Genomic DNA, 13922 nt, shown 5'->3' on the forward strand with positions numbered 1-13922 from the left:
GCCTACGACCCGGTGTGCCACGCCGGGTGGCACGGGGAAGCGCGAGCCCAGCCGATACGATGTCCGCCATGACTGTTCTCGTGTTCCTGGACCCGGCGTACGACGACGGCAAGGTCGTCGACGCGTCGCAGCCGCAGTTGATGGCCACCGACCTCGGAGCAACCCGCGGGGACGGGATCTTCGAGTCCCTCCTCGCCGTCGGCGGCACACCTCGCAAGGAGCAGGCACATCTGGCCCGGCTGGCGTCGTCGGCTGCCGCCCTGGACCTCGTGGTGCCTGACGCCGCCGCCTGGAGCCGCGCGATCCGCACGGGCCTGCGCGAGTTCGCTGCGGCGGAGCCCGACGAGGACAGCGCCGTCGTGAAGCTCCTCGCGACGCGCGGGGTGGAGGGTGCCGGGCGCGCGACGGCATGGGTGCAGGTCGCGCCGGTCCCTGCGTCGACGGTGGCGCAGCGCGAGGCGGGCCTGAAGGTCCTCTTCCTCGAGCGGGGGTACGACAGCACCGTCGCCCAGCGCGCTCCCTGGCTGCTGATGGGAGCGAAGACGCTCTCGTACGCCGTCAACATGGCCGCGGTCAGGTACGCCAGGGCGCACGGTGCCGACGACGTCATCTTCACGTCCTCCGACGGAAAGGTCCTCGAGGGGCCCACCTCCACGGTGCTGCTCGCCTACGACCGCGACGGGCAGAAGACCCTCCTCACTCCCCAGCTCGAGAGCGGAATCCTGGCGGGGACCTCGCAGAGCGCACTGTTCGCCGCGGCGAAGGAGCAGGGGTGGGAGCTCGGCTACGGACCGCTGGAGCCGCACGACCTCCTCGAGGCCGACGCCGTCTGGCTGATCTCGAGCATCCGCCTGCTCGCCCCTGTCCTCTCCCTCGACGGCCAGGAGCTCCGCACCTCGCCGTCCCTGACCGCTGAACTCACCGAGCTCGTGGACCGTTTCGTGTAATTTCCACCACAAAAGTGCCCTTGCGGGCACTATTCCGGCGTCAACGGCGGGTTTCGTGCCTCCTGCGTTTTGACCCGGGCCTTCGTGCTGCCCTAGCGTTTTTCATGCAATCAAGAGATCCAGCCATAGGCCCTGGCCGGCTGGACAGCAACCCTCTCCCGTAGTGGGGTGCTCCAGGTGAAGATTCGGCCGCCGGGCCAAGTCCCCCGGTCGGCAAGTACGGCGTCGTGCGGTCCCACCCGGAATTCCTCCGGCCGGTGCCGCCACAGCGCGCACAGCCCAGAACAGCGAGCGTGTCACCCAGCAGCCAGCCGTCTTCCTCCCTGCCGTCACCCGGCACCCCGCATCACCATCAGCGCCCGTACAACGGGCCGGCTTTCACGAAGGACATCATGAACATCTCCCGCAAGGTTCTCGCGGCTCTCGCCGTCCCCCTTCTCGCCCTGACCGTCTCCTGCGGCAGCACCAGCAGCGAGCCCGCCGAGACCACCGACGCCCTGGCCGGTAGCGACCAGCAGTCGCTGGACCAGTACACGACCGCCGACACCACGCCGATCGACGAGATCGACACCTCCGAGCTCGGACTCATCACCGATGGCACCCTGCGGGTCGGCACCCTCTCGGACGCACCGCCCAACATCTTCATCGAGAACGGCGTGTTCACGGGCTACGACAACGAGCTGTTGCGTGCGATCGGCGACAAGCTGGGCCTCGAGGTCGAGTTCGCGTCCACCGACTTCTCCGCCCTGCTGGCCCAGGTGCAGAACAAGCAGTTCGACGTCGGATCGTCGTCGATCTCCACGACGGCCGCCCGCCGCGAGAACGTCGGCTTCACCAACGGCTACGACTTCGGCTACATGGCCGTCGTGACCAAGAACGGCTCCTCCGTGACGGGCTTCGACTCGCTGTCCGACGGCACGCGCATCGGCGTCGTCCAGGGCACCGTGCAGGACGACTACGTCACCAACACGCTCGGGCTCGAGCCCGTGCGGTTCGCGGACTACAACACGGTGTACGCCAGCGTGAAGAACGGGCAGGTCGACGCGTGGGTAGCGCCGTCGCAGCAGGCCACCGGCCAGGTGAAGGAGGGCGACGACACCACCATCGCCGAGACCATCATCAACACCGAGAACTTCACCGCCTACGCGGTGAACAGCGAGAACCAGCCCCTCATCGACGCGCTCAACGCCGGCCTCGACGCCGTGATCGAGGACGGTACCTGGACCGAGCTGACCAAGGAGTGGTACCCGGACCGCGAGATGCCTTCGGACTGGAAGCCCGGCAGCAAAGCCGTGGAAGTAAAGTAGCTGACCCTGCATGAATGCCTTTGAACAGCTTGCGCAGACCTTCTTCGACTGGGAGGCGATGGCCGCCGTCCTGCCGAACCTCCTGACGGTCGGACTGCCGAACACCCTGATCCTCGCCCTAGCCTCCGGCATCATCGGAACGGTCCTCGGAATGGTCCTCGCCATCATGGGGATCTCCCGCAACCGGGCCCTGCGCTGGGCGGCCCGCGTCTACACGGACATCTTCCGTGGCGTGCCGGCCGTGGTGATCATCCTGCTCATCGGCATCGGGCTCGGGCCGATCTTCCGGCAGCTCACGGGCAGCACCAGCCCGTTCCCCATGGGCATCCTCGCCCTGTCGCTCATGGCCGCGGCCTACATCGGGGAGATCTTCCGCTCCGGTATCCAGAGCGTCGAGAAGGGTCAGCTGGAGGCATCCCGTGCGCTCGGTTTCAGCTACCGTTCCTCGATGCAGCTCGTGGTGGTTCCCCAGGGCGTGCGGCGCGTGTTGCCCGCCCTGGTGAACCAGTTCATCGCCCTCATCAAGGAGTCCTCGCTCATCTACTTCCTCGGCCTCGTCGCCAGTGAACGCGAACTCTTCCGGGTGGGCAATGACGCGGCGAGCACCACGGGCAATTTGTCGCCGCTCATCGCGGCCGCCGTCCTGTACCTGTGCCTGACGATCCCGCTGACGCACCTGGTCAACTTCATCGACCACCGGCTGCGCATGGGCAAGAAGGAGAAGCCGGAACCGGACGAACTGGCCGCGAGGATCGGCGAAGGAGCGAAGGCGTGAAGACGATCGAATCGGGAACCCTGACGGGGAAGAACCTGCACCTGTCCTTCGGGTCCAACCATGTCCTGCGCGGCATCGACCTGCATGTGGAGCGCGGCACGACGGCGTCGGTGATCGGCCCGTCCGGCTCCGGCAAGTCGACACTCCTGCGCGTCCTGAACCGGCTGATCGAACCCGACCAGGGCGACATCCTGCTCGGCGGCCGGTCCGTCCTCAAGGACAACCCGGACGAGCTGCGCCGGCGCATCGGGATGGTCTTCCAGCAGTTCAACCTCTTTCCCCACAAGACCGTGGTGGACAACGTCTCGCTGGCGTTGCGCAAGCTCCGGAAGATGCCGGCGGACGAAGCGCGGGACAAGGCACTTGCGCAGCTGGACCTCGTGGGACTCAAGCACAAGGCCGACGTCCGGCCGGGCAACCTGTCCGGTGGACAGCAGCAGCGCGTCGCGATCGCGCGCGCACTGGCGATGGACCCGGAGGTCATGTTCTTCGACGAGGCGACCTCCGCTCTCGACCCGGAGCTGGTCAAGGGAGTCCTGGCCCTCATGGCGGACCTCGCCGCGGCCGGAATGACCATGGTCGTGGTGACCCACGAGATGGGCTTTTCCCGCAACGTCTCGGACACGGTCACCTTCATGGATGGCGGCGTCGTCGTGGAGTCCGGCCCTCCGGCCGCGATCTTCGACAATCCGCAGACACCCCGCCTGAAGTCGTTCCTCTCGGACGTCCTCTAGGCACCACGGCGGATCATCGCGCACCCCATCGAAGGACGGCGGTCGACCCGGTCAGGACAGGATGAAGTTCCACGTCCCGGCCAGGACGGCCGCCGTCACCGCGCCCGCAGCGATCAAAAGCCCGACGACGGCGACGACCGCGTCAAGCCGGGCGTAGGTACTCTCGCGTGCCCAGGTGCGCGTCCCGCCACCAAACCCGCGTGCCTCCATCGCCGTCGCGAGGCGGGTGGCCCTACGGATCGCCTGCACGATCAGCCCGAAGGACTGTCCCAGCAGGTTGCGCGTCCGGGCGACGATCGAGCCGTCCGACCCGATGCCGCGGGCGTGGCGGGCCAGCCCCAGCGTCTCCCACTGCTCCACGAGCAGGCCCGCGAGCCGTAGCGATGCCAGGCCGCCCAGGACGAAGCGGTGGGGCAGGTGGAGCTTCTGGGCCAGTGCGTCGGCGAGGTCGGTGGGGTCCGTGGTGAGGAGGATGAAGATCCCCGGCAGCGCGAGTGCCAATGCCCTCAGCCCGACGGCGATTCCGGCGGTGACGGACCCCTCGGTGAAGAGGAACGGGCCGACGTCGAGCAGGACATTTCCGGTCTTCTCGGCGAGCAGTGCCGTGCCGTAGGCGCCGATCACCGCGGCGACCAGCAGGGGCCAGATCCTCCGTGCCAGGCCCCACACACTGATGCCCAGCATCGGCATGAGCGCGAGTTCGCAGGCCAGGACCACCGCCGCGCTCACCCAGTCGATGCTCACGAGGAGGGCAAGGGTGATGGCGACGGCGGCGAACAGCTTGGAGACGGGGTTGGCCCGCACCAGCGTCCTCCCGGTCAGAACGGGTGTCAGGTAGTCGTTGCTCACTGCGCCACCAGCCGTCCCGCGCCATCCGCGATGCGCAGGGTCGCGCCGCCGAGCTCCGCGATGTACTCGGTGTCGTGGGTCACCGAGAGGACGGCGACGCCGTCGTGGATCAGTTCCCGCAGCAGGGTGACGAGCTCTGCCCAGGTTCCGGCGTCCTGCCCGAAGGTCGGTTCGTCGAGGATCAGGATCCGCGGTGCCGTGGCGAGCATCGTCGCCACGGACAGCCGGCGCTTCTCCCCACCGGACAGCGTGAAGGGATTGGCCTCCAGCAGGTGGGTGAGGCGAAGACGCTCGGCGATGTCGGCGGTGCGTCGTGGGTCGTCGTTCCCGCCGACCCTCCGCGGGCCGAACTCGAGTTCCTCGGACACCGTCGCGGTGAGGAACTGGTGCTCCGGCTCCTGGAAGACGGTCCCGATGCGCTGCACGAGCTGCGACGAGCGCCACCGGAAGGGGTCGGTGCCGGCCGTGCCGGCGAGGGTTTCCGACGCGTCGAGCCTTCCCGAACGCGGGCGGAGCAGACCGCCGAGGGTGAGGGCCGCCGTGGACTTCCCGGCACCGTTCGGCCCGGTGATGCTCAGGGCTTCCGCAGTCCGCACCTCGAGCCGGAGGCCCTCGACGGCGGCTGGCCCCCGCTTCGTCCGAGCGACGGTCAGGTCGCGGCTCGACAGCAGTACCTCCCCGCCTGTGCCCGGCAGGGGGCCGCCGACGGGAGGCTGCCAACCCGGGACCCACACGCCCGCCGCGGCCAGGCGGTCGCGCGTGCGTTCCTGACCCAGCACCGCTGCGGGCGCGCCGTCCGCGAGGACCCCTCCCCCGGCGTCGAGCACGATCACGCGGTCGACGACGTCTGCCCACACCGCGACCCGGTGCTCCACGACGACGAGCGTCGCCCCGGTGCGTTCGAGGACACGGACGACGGCGTCGCGCACCTCCAGCACGCCGTCGGGGTCGAGGTTCGCGGTGGGTTCATCGAGCAGGAGCAGCCCCGGTTCCATCGCGAGGACGGCAGCGAGCGCCAGGCGCTGCTTCTGCCCGCCGGACAGCGCAGTGGTCGGGTGATCGAGTGGAAGGTCCAGCCCGACGTCGTCGAGCGCGCGTCCCACGCGCTGCCAGATCTCGTCGCGGGGCACGGCGAGATTCTCGGCGGCGAAAGCGACCTCGTCACCCACCCGTGCCAGGACCACCTGCGTCTCAGGGTCCTGCAGCACCAGCCCTGCACGTCCCCGTGCGGCGGCGGGCGCGGCGTCGTCGAGCAGCAGCTCGCCCTCCTGCTCGCCTTCGTCGCTGGATCCCAGCACCCCTGCCAGCCCGTGCAGCACGGTGGACTTGCCGGCACCGGACGCGCCGAGAAGCAGCACCCGCTCCCCCGCCTGGATGTCGAGGTCGAGGTGGCGAGCCGCGAAAGCTCTGCGGCCGGCATGGCGCCAGCCCCAGCCCCGGGCACGGACGTGCACTGCTCCCGGGGCCGGAGCGTGCGCTGGTGTCACACGTCCGCCGTGCGGCCGGCCGCGAACGAGGACAGCACCCCGGTCTTCGCGAGTCCGCGCATCGCCAGCCAGGACAGCAGCCCTGCGATGACGACTCCCGAGATCGCGGCGAAAAGCGTGTATATGAGCTTGAACTCGATCGTCCAGAGCGCGTTGTACATGATGTTCTCGCTGATCGCGAGGGCGAGGCCTGCGACGAGGCCGGCGAGCAACGCCACGGGCAGGTTCCACTTCCGGTACAGGAACAGCAGGAAGACCAGTTCTGCCCCGAGTCCCTGGATGAGGCCGGACACCAGGACGAGGATGCCGAACTGCGTGCCGATGAGGGCCGATACCGCCGCTGCCAGCACTTCGCAGTAGAGCGCGGCTCCGGGCTTGCGGATGATGAGTCCGCCCAGCACACCGGCGATGAGCCATCCGCCGGAGTACAGGCCCGCCAGGGGCGGGAACCCTGCGGTGAGCAGGCTGATGCCGGAGTAGCCCGCGGACCAGGCGAAGAAGAGGACGCCGACGGCGACCGCGATGACCGAGGCCACCACGATGTCGACGACGCGCCACTGGCTTGAGCGCGGGGTGGTGCCCTTGAGGGCTGTTGGTGAAGCCATGATGATTCCTCCTGAGGTACAGGAGGGGATAGCGCGGGGCTGCAGCGGAGGCAGCGCACAGCACTCTGAGAACTCGACTCCCTTCGCCGGTACTAGCCGGATCAGGTTCGAGGGTCTGCGGCGGTCCGCACTCTCAGCGCCCGTTCCGCAGCCAGCTGCGGATCGGCGCTCCCCTGTCGTTTGTTGGTTGAGCGCTACCGATCCTACACCTGCTGCCTACTCCCTGCATGGCTCCTGAGCCGCGGTTAGGCTAGGCGCAGGACTATCGGATCAAAAGGAGAAACCATGCAAGTAGTGTTCAAATTGCTCGGTGTAGGCATGAGCGTCGGTGCCGGATACGTGGGGACGAAGCTCGTGGACTTCCTCTGGGAGAAGATCACGGGCGAGGCGCCCCCCAAGAGCAAGGACGGGCTGGAAAACACCCTGCGCTCCGCCCTGGTCTTCGCCATCATCTCCGGAGCCGTCAGCACCACCATCCAGGTGCTGACCAACCGCTCCACGCAGAGGGCGATCGAGCGATTCGCGAAGACCCGCGACCTTACCTGATACGCATCATCGGGAGGAGGGGCACGAGCCGTCGTGCCTCTCCTCCCTTTTCATGCCTCCTTCTCGGACTGCCATGGCAGCCCTTCGGGTCGCCGACAACCCCCTCGAGCGCGCAGTGGACCGGTGAGGGGTAGTGGGTCGTCCTGCTCCCGTACGGGCAGTGCGCTCGCAGGGATGACACCGTTCGCCTGCCGTTCCTACTCAGGGATGACGCGCCGGCCGCGCCATCGGCCTAGCGTTGAAGGGTCGGAAGAAGGAGGAGACATGCGGTTCGTCCACAGCAGGGCCCTCTGGTTCCTTGCCACCATCCTTGTCGTGACCCCGATCCTCGTCGCAGCACACACCGAGACCGGCCGGGCGCTGCAGTCCGCGGTCCTGTACAGCGTCGTGACGGCAGCGGCCATCGGGAGCCTGAACGCCTCGCTCCTGGGCCGGAAGCAGCCCGCCCGCCCGTAGCCCGTGGACTGCCGCAACGCGGAAGCAGGAATGACGAGAGGAAGTATCGCGCGGGATGACTGGCCTGTTCAGAGCCGGCCGAAAGCATCCGTTCCATGGGCCCGAAGATCCATCAGGATGGCGTAGGGAGCTCCTGCGACCAGGTCAGCAGCGCGCTCGAGAACATCGGCCACATGCCCGCACGGACTGTCGTGCCCTGCGCCCAGGTCAGGGGGGCCATGCCAAGGGCGATCATGCCGGGGCGGGCCCTGCCATTAGATGTTTTCGGGATCGTGATTGTTTGTGTGCCCCTAGCTCCATGCCGCGCTGAGCCGAGTCTACGGATAGAAGAAGGGCTCCGAGTAGGTGGCTGCCGGGCCTCTGGATTCCGGTCGCGGCCACGTGCAAGGACGACGGCGGCCGGCCCCTGGGCAGGAGGGAACCGGCCGTCGTCGTCCTGCTCTTAGGAAACGGACCTAAGCTTCGGACACCTGCGCTGCAAGATTGGCCAGCGTCGAGTCCAGCGCGTCCTGCGACACCTCAGGGAAACTCAGCTTCTTCAGGGTTTCCCTGTCAGTAACGCCGGACCAGTCGTAGGTGACGGACACCTCGGTGGAACCGGGACCGGCTGTCTCGAACCGCCACACCCACTCCCACCCCGGAGGCTCCTCCCCCGCCGGCGCAGTTTTCCATGCGAGTAGCTTGTTCTCGTCATAGCCCACCACATGGTTGTCCGTCTGATAGTCACCGCCCATCTTGTCCCAGTTCTGGTTCATGGTGAACATCTGGCCCACGGCGGTGATGCGGTCGGACTTGCTGTCCGACTGCACCATTCCGGAGCCGTCCAAGGCAGCGTGGTGCGCCGGATTCGAAAGGAAGGTGAAGATGGCGTCGGCCGGTGCATCGATCGTGCGGCTTGCAGAGATACGTGTGTCGTTCATCGAGCGCGTGCTCCTTCGGATTGTGGGAGACGGGTTTTACTTCGCGTCGCCCGGCGAAGATTCATCGGGGATCGAGCCTGCCATCGACTCTATGCCCTCGCCGGTGTTACGTGTGTCCTGCACGCGCCTTGCCATTCATCACCACAGGACCCCTTGAGGCCGCTATAGATGGCGCGGTGTTCTGCGTGACCGAGCGCTGGCTGCCGAACGGAACGCTGCATCACGACTCGGCTTGGCCCAACGGACATGCCGAAGGAACCTGCGGATTCAGCAGGCGGACATCGGCGCTATGAAGTCTGGATGTTCACTGACGTGCAGCAGCGCCCGGTATCGGGGTACCCCCCGACGCCGGGCGCTGCTGTTTTTTCATGTCCTGGTGTGTCCCTCCCTCACCAGGGAGGACCATACCAGGGGTGTATCGGACCTACTGGTCCTTGCGGCGTGTCCTGGCCACGTCCAGTGCGCCGGCTCCGAGGAGCAGGGCCGAGAGACCACCGAAGATGACCGCACCGGCAGCAAGGTCGGCTGCGGTCGTCGTGTAGGTCGCGGTGCACGTGACCGACTGGCCCGGGATGAGCGCTGCTGCGCCCTCGGGGCACTTGATGGCCGACAGCGCAACGGCAATCGGCGCCCTGAACGCTTCGCTCATCGGGCGGAAGCAACCAACCAACTCACTCGAGCCGTTCGACCGGAGCCGGAGAACGGAAGGACCGCTTCCTGCGGGAGCAGTCCTTCGTGGGGATGCAGCACGCCGCTAGCCGGCGACCACTGCAGGCTTCTCTGCCTCTACCGCTGCCCTGTGCCTCTCGATGCGCGCCTGCTGCAGCGGAGTCTTCCTATTCACGAACCATGCGCCACCGAGAAGGAGGAACCACAGCGGAGCCACGACGAGGGCCAGCCGGGTGTCGTCGGCCTGCGCGAGGGCCACGAGCATGAACAGGAAGAACGCCAGCACCACGTAGGGCATGAAGGCAGAGCCCGGCATCTTGAACGCGGACTGCTCGTGACGCTCAGGGTGGCGGCGTAGGAAAGCCAGGTAGCTGATGAGGATCATCGACCAGACGAACATCGTCAGGACCGAGGCGACGGAGGTGACGATCGTGAACGCACCGATCACGGAGTCGCCCGAGTACAGCAGGATGAGCCCGGCCAGCAGGAAGATGCAGGAGAACAGCAGCGCATTCTGCGGAACCTTCCGCGAGCTCAGCCTCCCGAAGGACCGAGGGGCGTTGCCGTCGTGTGCGAGCCCGTACACCATGCGCGACGTGGAGTAGATGCCCGAGTTCGCGCTTGAAGCCGCGGAGGTCAGGACGACGAGGTTGACGACGACGGCGGCGATTCCGAGCCCCGCGAGGGTGAACATGCCGATGAAAGGGCTGGTGGAGGCGTCGATGGTGCGCCACGGGTTGACCGCCATGATGACGATGAGAGCACCTACGTAGAACAGCAGTACGCGCACGGGAATCGAGTTCACGGCGCGGGGCAGTGTCTTCTCGGGATCCTTGGTCTCGGCCGCAGCCGTGCCGACCAGTTCGATACCGGCGAAGGCGAAGATCGCGATCTGGAATCCGAGAATGAAACCGAACAGCCCGTGCGGGAACATTCCGCCGTCGTTCCAGATGTTCGCGAGTGCGGCGACCTGCCCACCGGGCGAGGTGAAATGCGTGGCGATCATGACGATCCCGGTGACGATCAGCGCGAGGATCGCCACCACCTTGATGATGGCGAACCAGAACTCTGCCTCGCCGAAGGCCTTCACCGTCGGCAGGTTCAGGAGCAGCAGCACCACGGGGGTGGCCAGCGCCGGTATCCACAGCGGAGTGCCCGGGGCGAGGATGTCGACGTAGCCCGCAATGGCCACGATGTCGGCGACACCCGTGACGACCCAGAGGTGTAGTAGGACCATCCGGTGAAGAAACCGGCCCAGGGACCGAGCAGATCCCCGGCGAAGTCGCTGAAGGACTTGTACTCGAGGTTCGAAAGCAGGATCTCTCCCATGGCGCGCATGACGAAGAACAGCATGAAGCCGATGATCATGTACACGAAGATCACGGACGGCCCCGCGAGCGAGATGGTCTTGCCGGAGCCCATGAAGAGACCCGTGCCGATGGCACCGCCGATGGCCAGCAGCTGGATGTGCCGGTTGCTGAGCGCACGCGTCAGCTGCGGGGATCGACTATGGTCTCCTGCGCCGGATGCAGCGGAAGTATGCACGGAGAGTGCGGGATCAGACATGTGGGCAAATTTTCCTTCCCCACGCGCAGTCACACGGACTGGCTGAAGGTGCGCGGGCTGGATGAATGTGACAGACATAGAACCCTGAACGGTGTGTGGTCTGGAGTCAAATCACAGGGGTGCCCGCACTGCACCTCGGGCCGGGACGGGCAGGCACTGGGCTCCGCCGGGCCTTCTCATGCCGTAGTGAGGACGACATACTGACGGCATGAGCATCCTCGACACAGCGCAGATCCTCGACGCCGGCCTCGACGATTGGCGCAAACTGGCGCAGGCGCTGCACGCCCGCTTCCTGACGCGCGACTTCTCCGCGGGCCTGGCCTTCGTCTCGGCCATCGGTGAACTGGCCGAGGAGGCGAACCACCATCCGGACATCGTGCTGACGTATACACACGTGGACGTGAAGCTCATCAGCCACGACGCATCAGGGGTGACGGAGCGCGACGTCGACCTGGCCCGCGGCATCAGCACCCTGGCTAGCGAGCGCGGCATTCCGGCCGACCCTTCGGCCGCCGTCGTCGTCGAACTCGCCCTCGACACCGCGGACGTAGCGGCAGCCGGCCCGTTCTGGGCCGCACTCCTGACAGGGGACGCACGCGCGGTGGACGGGGACGACGTCGCCGACCCGACCGGCCGCGTCCCCCTGCTGTGGTTCCAGCACACCGATGCGCACGAGACCCCACGGCAGCGCTTCCACCTCGACGTCTGGGTCCCGCACGACGCCGCTGAGGCACGCATAGCGGCCGCCGTCGCCGCCGGCGGCACCGTCGTCGACGCAGCCCAGGCACCCGCCTTCACCGTCCTGGCCGATCCCGAGGGCAACCGGGCCTGCGTCTGCACCATCCTTGAGCGCTGAGAATCCCCGTCCGGTGCCTGAGGCGGAGGGCGCGGACCACCGGAACGACGACGTCGAGGTCCTCGTGGTCGGAGCCGGACCGACGGGACTGATGCTGGCGAACTGGCTCGTGAAGTCCGGAGTGCGCGTCGGGATCATCGACGGCAAGGACGGGCCCACGGTGGAGTCGCGGGCGCTCGGCGTGCACTCCCGCTCCATGGAGATCTACGACCAGCTCGGCGTCGCCGACCTCGTGCTGGGGCAGGTTGTCCGGGTGGAGTCGATGCGCCAGGGCTTCGGGCGCGTCGCCTTCGCGCCGGTCCCGCTGACCGACCTCGGCAGGGGGATCACGCCGTACCCCGGGATGTACGTACTGGAGCAAAGCGCCAACGAGCGGATTCTCGCCGACAACCTGCAGGCGTTGGGTGGTTGGGTCCGTTGGCGGCACCGGCTTGTGGACCTTCATCGGTCGGAGTCCGCCGTGCGCGCGGTCGTCGAGAGCGCGGAGGGACTGCGGACCATCAGCGCGCGGTTCGCCGTCGGGTGCGACGGCGCGTCATCCGCCGTCCGCTCGCTGTGCGGCATCCCCTTCGAGGGCAGGACCAGCCGACAGACGTTCTACCTCGTCGACGCGGTCGGGGTCAGCGGTCTCGCCCCCGCTTCCGTGAACATCCGCCAGGGAGCGGCCGAATTCCTGCTGGCCTTCCCCATGAAGCCGGACGACGCCGGCAGGAGCGGCCAGCGCCTCATCGGGGTAGCGAGCGACGACGACGTCGCCGCCGTCACTGAAGAGTTCGCCCGGTACCGATTGGCTGAAGCGTTCGGCGTGACCTACGAGGACTACCGCTGGTTCTCCACCTACCGGTTGCATTACCGCATTGCCGCACGCTTCCGCGCCGGACCGATCTTCCTCGCCGGTGATGCAGCCCATGTCCATTCGCCCGTCGGGGCACAGGGCATGAACACCGGCCTCCAGGACGCACACAACCTCGCGTTCAAGCTCGCGGATGTCGTCGCCGCCCGCGCATCCCCGGCATCGCTGGACCGCTACGCAGCAGAACGCAGGCCCGTCGCCCTGCATCTCCTGAGCACCACGGACAGGCTGTTCCGCGGCGTCGTATCCCGTTCCGTGGTGATGACCGCGGTCCGGAGGTTCGCGCCGCGCGTGGCGCTGCCCATCGGCGTCGCTGTCCTTCCCCATCTGCCGATCGGGCGCCGCCTCGCCGGGTATCTCGGGCAGATCCGCATCCGCTACCCGATGGACGAGAATGCGCGTCGAGGGCGCCGCCACCCCGTCGTCGGGCGCCGTCTGCCATGGACCGGCGCGAACTTCGGGGTGCTTCGATCTGCCCGATGGCAGGTGCACGTCTATGCGGCGGATGGAGGGCGCATCCACGAGGCGGACGGCGTCGCCCGCCACCTCGGCCTTGCACTGCACGCGTTCGCGACCACGGGTCGGACCGCTCTCGAGCCCGGTACCCTCTACCTCGTCCGGCCCGACGGCTTCGTGGCCGCCGCGTCGCTGCCCGAGGACGCGGTTGATCGGTTCGCCGCGTTGGCAGGAGTAGCTTTTGCGAAGGACCACCAGGAAGGACGACGGGAATGACGAACGACGCCATCGATACGAGCGCGGCTCCATCGGGTACCGGATGTGCCGAGTGCGAGGACTCCGGCGGCTGGTGGCTGCACCTCCGCCGCTGCGCAGCCTGCGGTCACGTGGGGTGCTGCGACAGCTCGCCCGCGCAGCACGCCTCGGGCCACGCCGCCGGCAGCGGCCACCCGATCGCCATGTCCTTCGAACCGGGCGAGGACTGGTTCTGGAACTATCGGAGCGGGGAATTCCTCGACGGCCCGCCCCTCGCCGAGCCCACCAGTCGGCCGTTGGACCAGACCGTGCCGGGCCCGGCGGGCCGAGTTCCTGCTGACTGGCGGCGTCGCATCCACTGAGGAAGGTCCGGCCCGGCTCTCCACCGTGCCCGAGAGCCTCCGTCATTGCAGCCTAGGCCGGCATCCAACTCAGGCGGCAGCGCGGCCGCACTACCGCCGGCATCTGCCGTGAGCACGAAGAAGCGGAGGTGTGCGGTAGCCAGCCCCGGTAGAGGGACCGGACATCGCCCGCCACGGTCAGCAGGTGTTCTGGATCACCTACGGGCGGGTTGTAGATGTGTGCTGGCGCGAAGCAGCGCCCGGGCCGGGGGTGTTCCCGGCTCCGGGCGCTGTGGTGAA

Annotated in this window: 14 protein-coding genes, 1 pseudogene and 2 riboswitches; of the genes and pseudogenes, 9 read left to right on the plus strand and 6 right to left on the minus strand. The window is 67.7% G+C overall.

Going from position 1 to position 13922, the window contains the following annotated elements:
* Positions 1 to 68 precede the first annotated feature (68 nt).
* The 4 genes from FDK12_RS14670 (at position 69) to FDK12_RS14685 (ending at position 3763) form a co-directional block, all read left to right on the plus strand.
* Complete coding sequence (locus FDK12_RS14670; protein ID WP_137370244.1) at positions 69 to 947, plus strand: aminodeoxychorismate lyase; 879 nt, start codon at positions 69 to 71, stop codon at positions 945 to 947.
* A 108-nt stretch (positions 948 to 1055) separates the two neighbouring features.
* Positions 1056 to 1173: riboswitch (SAM riboswitch) on the plus strand.
* Between the two features lie 166 nt (positions 1174 to 1339).
* Positions 1340 to 2254 carry an ABC transporter substrate-binding protein gene (locus tag FDK12_RS14675; protein WP_137370245.1) on the plus strand — a complete coding sequence of 305 codons (915 nt, stop codon included), beginning with the start codon at positions 1340 to 1342 and terminating at the stop codon, positions 2252 to 2254.
* A 10-nt stretch (positions 2255 to 2264) separates the two neighbouring features.
* Positions 2265 to 3029, plus strand: a complete 765-nt coding sequence (locus FDK12_RS14680) for an amino acid ABC transporter permease (protein ID WP_104116290.1) — start codon at positions 2265 to 2267, stop codon at positions 3027 to 3029.
* Positions 3026 to 3763 (plus strand): amino acid ABC transporter ATP-binding protein, encoded by a 738-nt coding sequence (locus FDK12_RS14685; RefSeq protein ID WP_137370246.1) that lies wholly within the window; start codon positions 3026 to 3028, stop codon positions 3761 to 3763. Before FDK12_RS14680 ends, FDK12_RS14685 begins: the two co-directional genes overlap by 4 nt.
* Positions 3764 to 3814: 51 nt before the next feature.
* Here FDK12_RS14685 and FDK12_RS14690 read toward each other — a convergent pair whose 3' ends face one another.
* From FDK12_RS14690 to FDK12_RS15315, 3 genes are read right to left on the minus strand one after another with little or no spacing between them, the layout of a single operon-like run.
* Positions 3815 to 4612, minus strand: a complete 798-nt coding sequence (locus tag FDK12_RS14690; protein WP_137370247.1) for an energy-coupling factor transporter transmembrane component T family protein — start codon at positions 4610 to 4612, stop codon at positions 3815 to 3817.
* Positions 4609 to 6099 carry an ABC transporter ATP-binding protein gene (locus FDK12_RS14695; RefSeq protein WP_223263315.1) on the minus strand — a complete coding sequence of 497 codons (1491 nt, stop codon included), beginning with the start codon at positions 6097 to 6099 and terminating at the stop codon, positions 4609 to 4611. Before FDK12_RS14695 ends, FDK12_RS14690 begins: the two co-directional genes overlap by 4 nt.
* Positions 6096 to 6704 carry an ECF transporter S component gene (locus FDK12_RS15315; protein ID WP_223263316.1) on the minus strand — a complete coding sequence of 203 codons (609 nt, stop codon included), beginning with the start codon at positions 6702 to 6704 and terminating at the stop codon, positions 6096 to 6098. The genes FDK12_RS14695 and FDK12_RS15315 overlap by 4 nt, the downstream gene beginning before the upstream one ends.
* A 61-nt stretch (positions 6705 to 6765) precedes the next feature.
* A riboswitch (TPP riboswitch) is annotated at positions 6766 to 6889 on the minus strand.
* A gap of 100 nt (positions 6890 to 6989) precedes the next feature.
* Here FDK12_RS15315 and FDK12_RS14700 point away from each other — a divergent pair.
* The gene (locus FDK12_RS14700) at positions 6990 to 7250 is read left to right on the plus strand and encodes a DUF4235 domain-containing protein (protein ID WP_137370249.1); all 261 of its coding nucleotides are present in this window, start codon (positions 6990 to 6992) and stop codon (positions 7248 to 7250) included.
* 264 nt (positions 7251 to 7514) lie between these two features.
* A complete protein-coding gene (locus FDK12_RS14705; RefSeq protein WP_137370250.1) occupies positions 7515 to 7706 on the plus strand; it encodes a hypothetical protein in 192 nt (63 codons plus the stop codon).
* Between the two features lie 455 nt (positions 7707 to 8161).
* Here FDK12_RS14705 and FDK12_RS14710 read toward each other — a convergent pair whose 3' ends face one another.
* From FDK12_RS14710 to FDK12_RS14720, 3 genes and pseudogenes are all read right to left on the minus strand, one after another.
* Positions 8162 to 8626: an SRPBCC family protein gene (locus tag FDK12_RS14710; RefSeq protein ID WP_137370251.1), complete on the minus strand. Its 465-nt coding sequence runs from the start codon at positions 8624 to 8626 to the stop codon at positions 8162 to 8164.
* 424 nt (positions 8627 to 9050) lie between these two features.
* On the minus strand, positions 9051 to 9275 hold the full coding sequence (locus tag FDK12_RS14715) for a hypothetical protein (protein WP_137370252.1): 225 nt from the start codon (positions 9273 to 9275) through the stop codon (positions 9051 to 9053).
* 105 nt (positions 9276 to 9380) lie between these two features.
* Positions 9381 to 10861: pseudogene (locus FDK12_RS14720) on the minus strand (amino acid permease).
* A 208-nt stretch (positions 10862 to 11069) separates the two neighbouring features.
* Here FDK12_RS14720 and FDK12_RS14725 point away from each other — a divergent pair.
* From FDK12_RS14725 to FDK12_RS14735, 3 genes are read left to right on the plus strand one after another with little or no spacing between them, the layout of a single operon-like run.
* A complete protein-coding gene (locus tag FDK12_RS14725; RefSeq protein WP_137370253.1) occupies positions 11070 to 11717 on the plus strand; it encodes a 4a-hydroxytetrahydrobiopterin dehydratase in 648 nt (215 codons plus the stop codon).
* Positions 11718 to 11730: 13 nt separating this feature from the next.
* Positions 11731 to 13302 (plus strand): FAD-dependent monooxygenase, encoded by a 1572-nt coding sequence (locus FDK12_RS14730; RefSeq protein ID WP_223263317.1) that lies wholly within the window; start codon positions 11731 to 11733, stop codon positions 13300 to 13302.
* Positions 13299 to 13643 carry a UBP-type zinc finger domain-containing protein gene (locus FDK12_RS14735; protein ID WP_137370254.1) on the plus strand — a complete coding sequence of 115 codons (345 nt, stop codon included), beginning with the start codon at positions 13299 to 13301 and terminating at the stop codon, positions 13641 to 13643. The genes FDK12_RS14730 and FDK12_RS14735 overlap by 4 nt, the downstream gene beginning before the upstream one ends.
* Positions 13644 to 13922: the final 279 nt, after the last annotated feature.

The organism is Arthrobacter sp. NamB2 (genome assembly GCF_005281365.1).
In the GTDB taxonomy this organism is placed as follows: domain Bacteria; phylum Actinomycetota; class Actinomycetes; order Actinomycetales; family Micrococcaceae; genus Arthrobacter_D.

What these genes read in the sequence shown, in the direction of transcription:
- FDK12_RS14725 (WP_137370253.1), top strand. Translation starts at nt 11,070, where the DNA reads ATGAGCATCCTCGACACAGCGCAGATCCTCGACGCCGGCCTCGACGAT.
- FDK12_RS14735 (WP_137370254.1), top strand. Translation starts at nt 13,299, where the DNA reads ATGACGAACGACGCCATCGATACGAGCGCGGCTCCATCGGGTACCGGA.
- FDK12_RS14675 (WP_137370245.1), top strand. Translation starts at nt 1,340, where the DNA reads ATGAACATCTCCCGCAAGGTTCTCGCGGCTCTCGCCGTCCCCCTTCTC.
- FDK12_RS14710 (WP_137370251.1), bottom strand. Translation starts at nt 8,626, where the DNA reads ATGAACGACACACGTATCTCTGCAAGCCGCACGATCGATGCACCGGCC.
- FDK12_RS14700 (WP_137370249.1), top strand. Translation starts at nt 6,990, where the DNA reads ATGCAAGTAGTGTTCAAATTGCTCGGTGTAGGCATGAGCGTCGGTGCC.
- FDK12_RS14715 (WP_137370252.1), bottom strand. Translation starts at nt 9,275, where the DNA reads ATGAGCGAAGCGTTCAGGGCGCCGATTGCCGTTGCGCTGTCGGCCATC.
- FDK12_RS14705 (WP_137370250.1), top strand. Translation starts at nt 7,515, where the DNA reads ATGCGGTTCGTCCACAGCAGGGCCCTCTGGTTCCTTGCCACCATCCTT.
- FDK12_RS15315 (WP_223263316.1), bottom strand. Translation starts at nt 6,704, where the DNA reads ATGGCTTCACCAACAGCCCTCAAGGGCACCACCCCGCGCTCAAGCCAG.
- FDK12_RS14670 (WP_137370244.1), top strand. Translation starts at nt 69, where the DNA reads ATGACTGTTCTCGTGTTCCTGGACCCGGCGTACGACGACGGCAAGGTC.
- FDK12_RS14680 (WP_104116290.1), top strand. Translation starts at nt 2,265, where the DNA reads ATGAATGCCTTTGAACAGCTTGCGCAGACCTTCTTCGACTGGGAGGCG.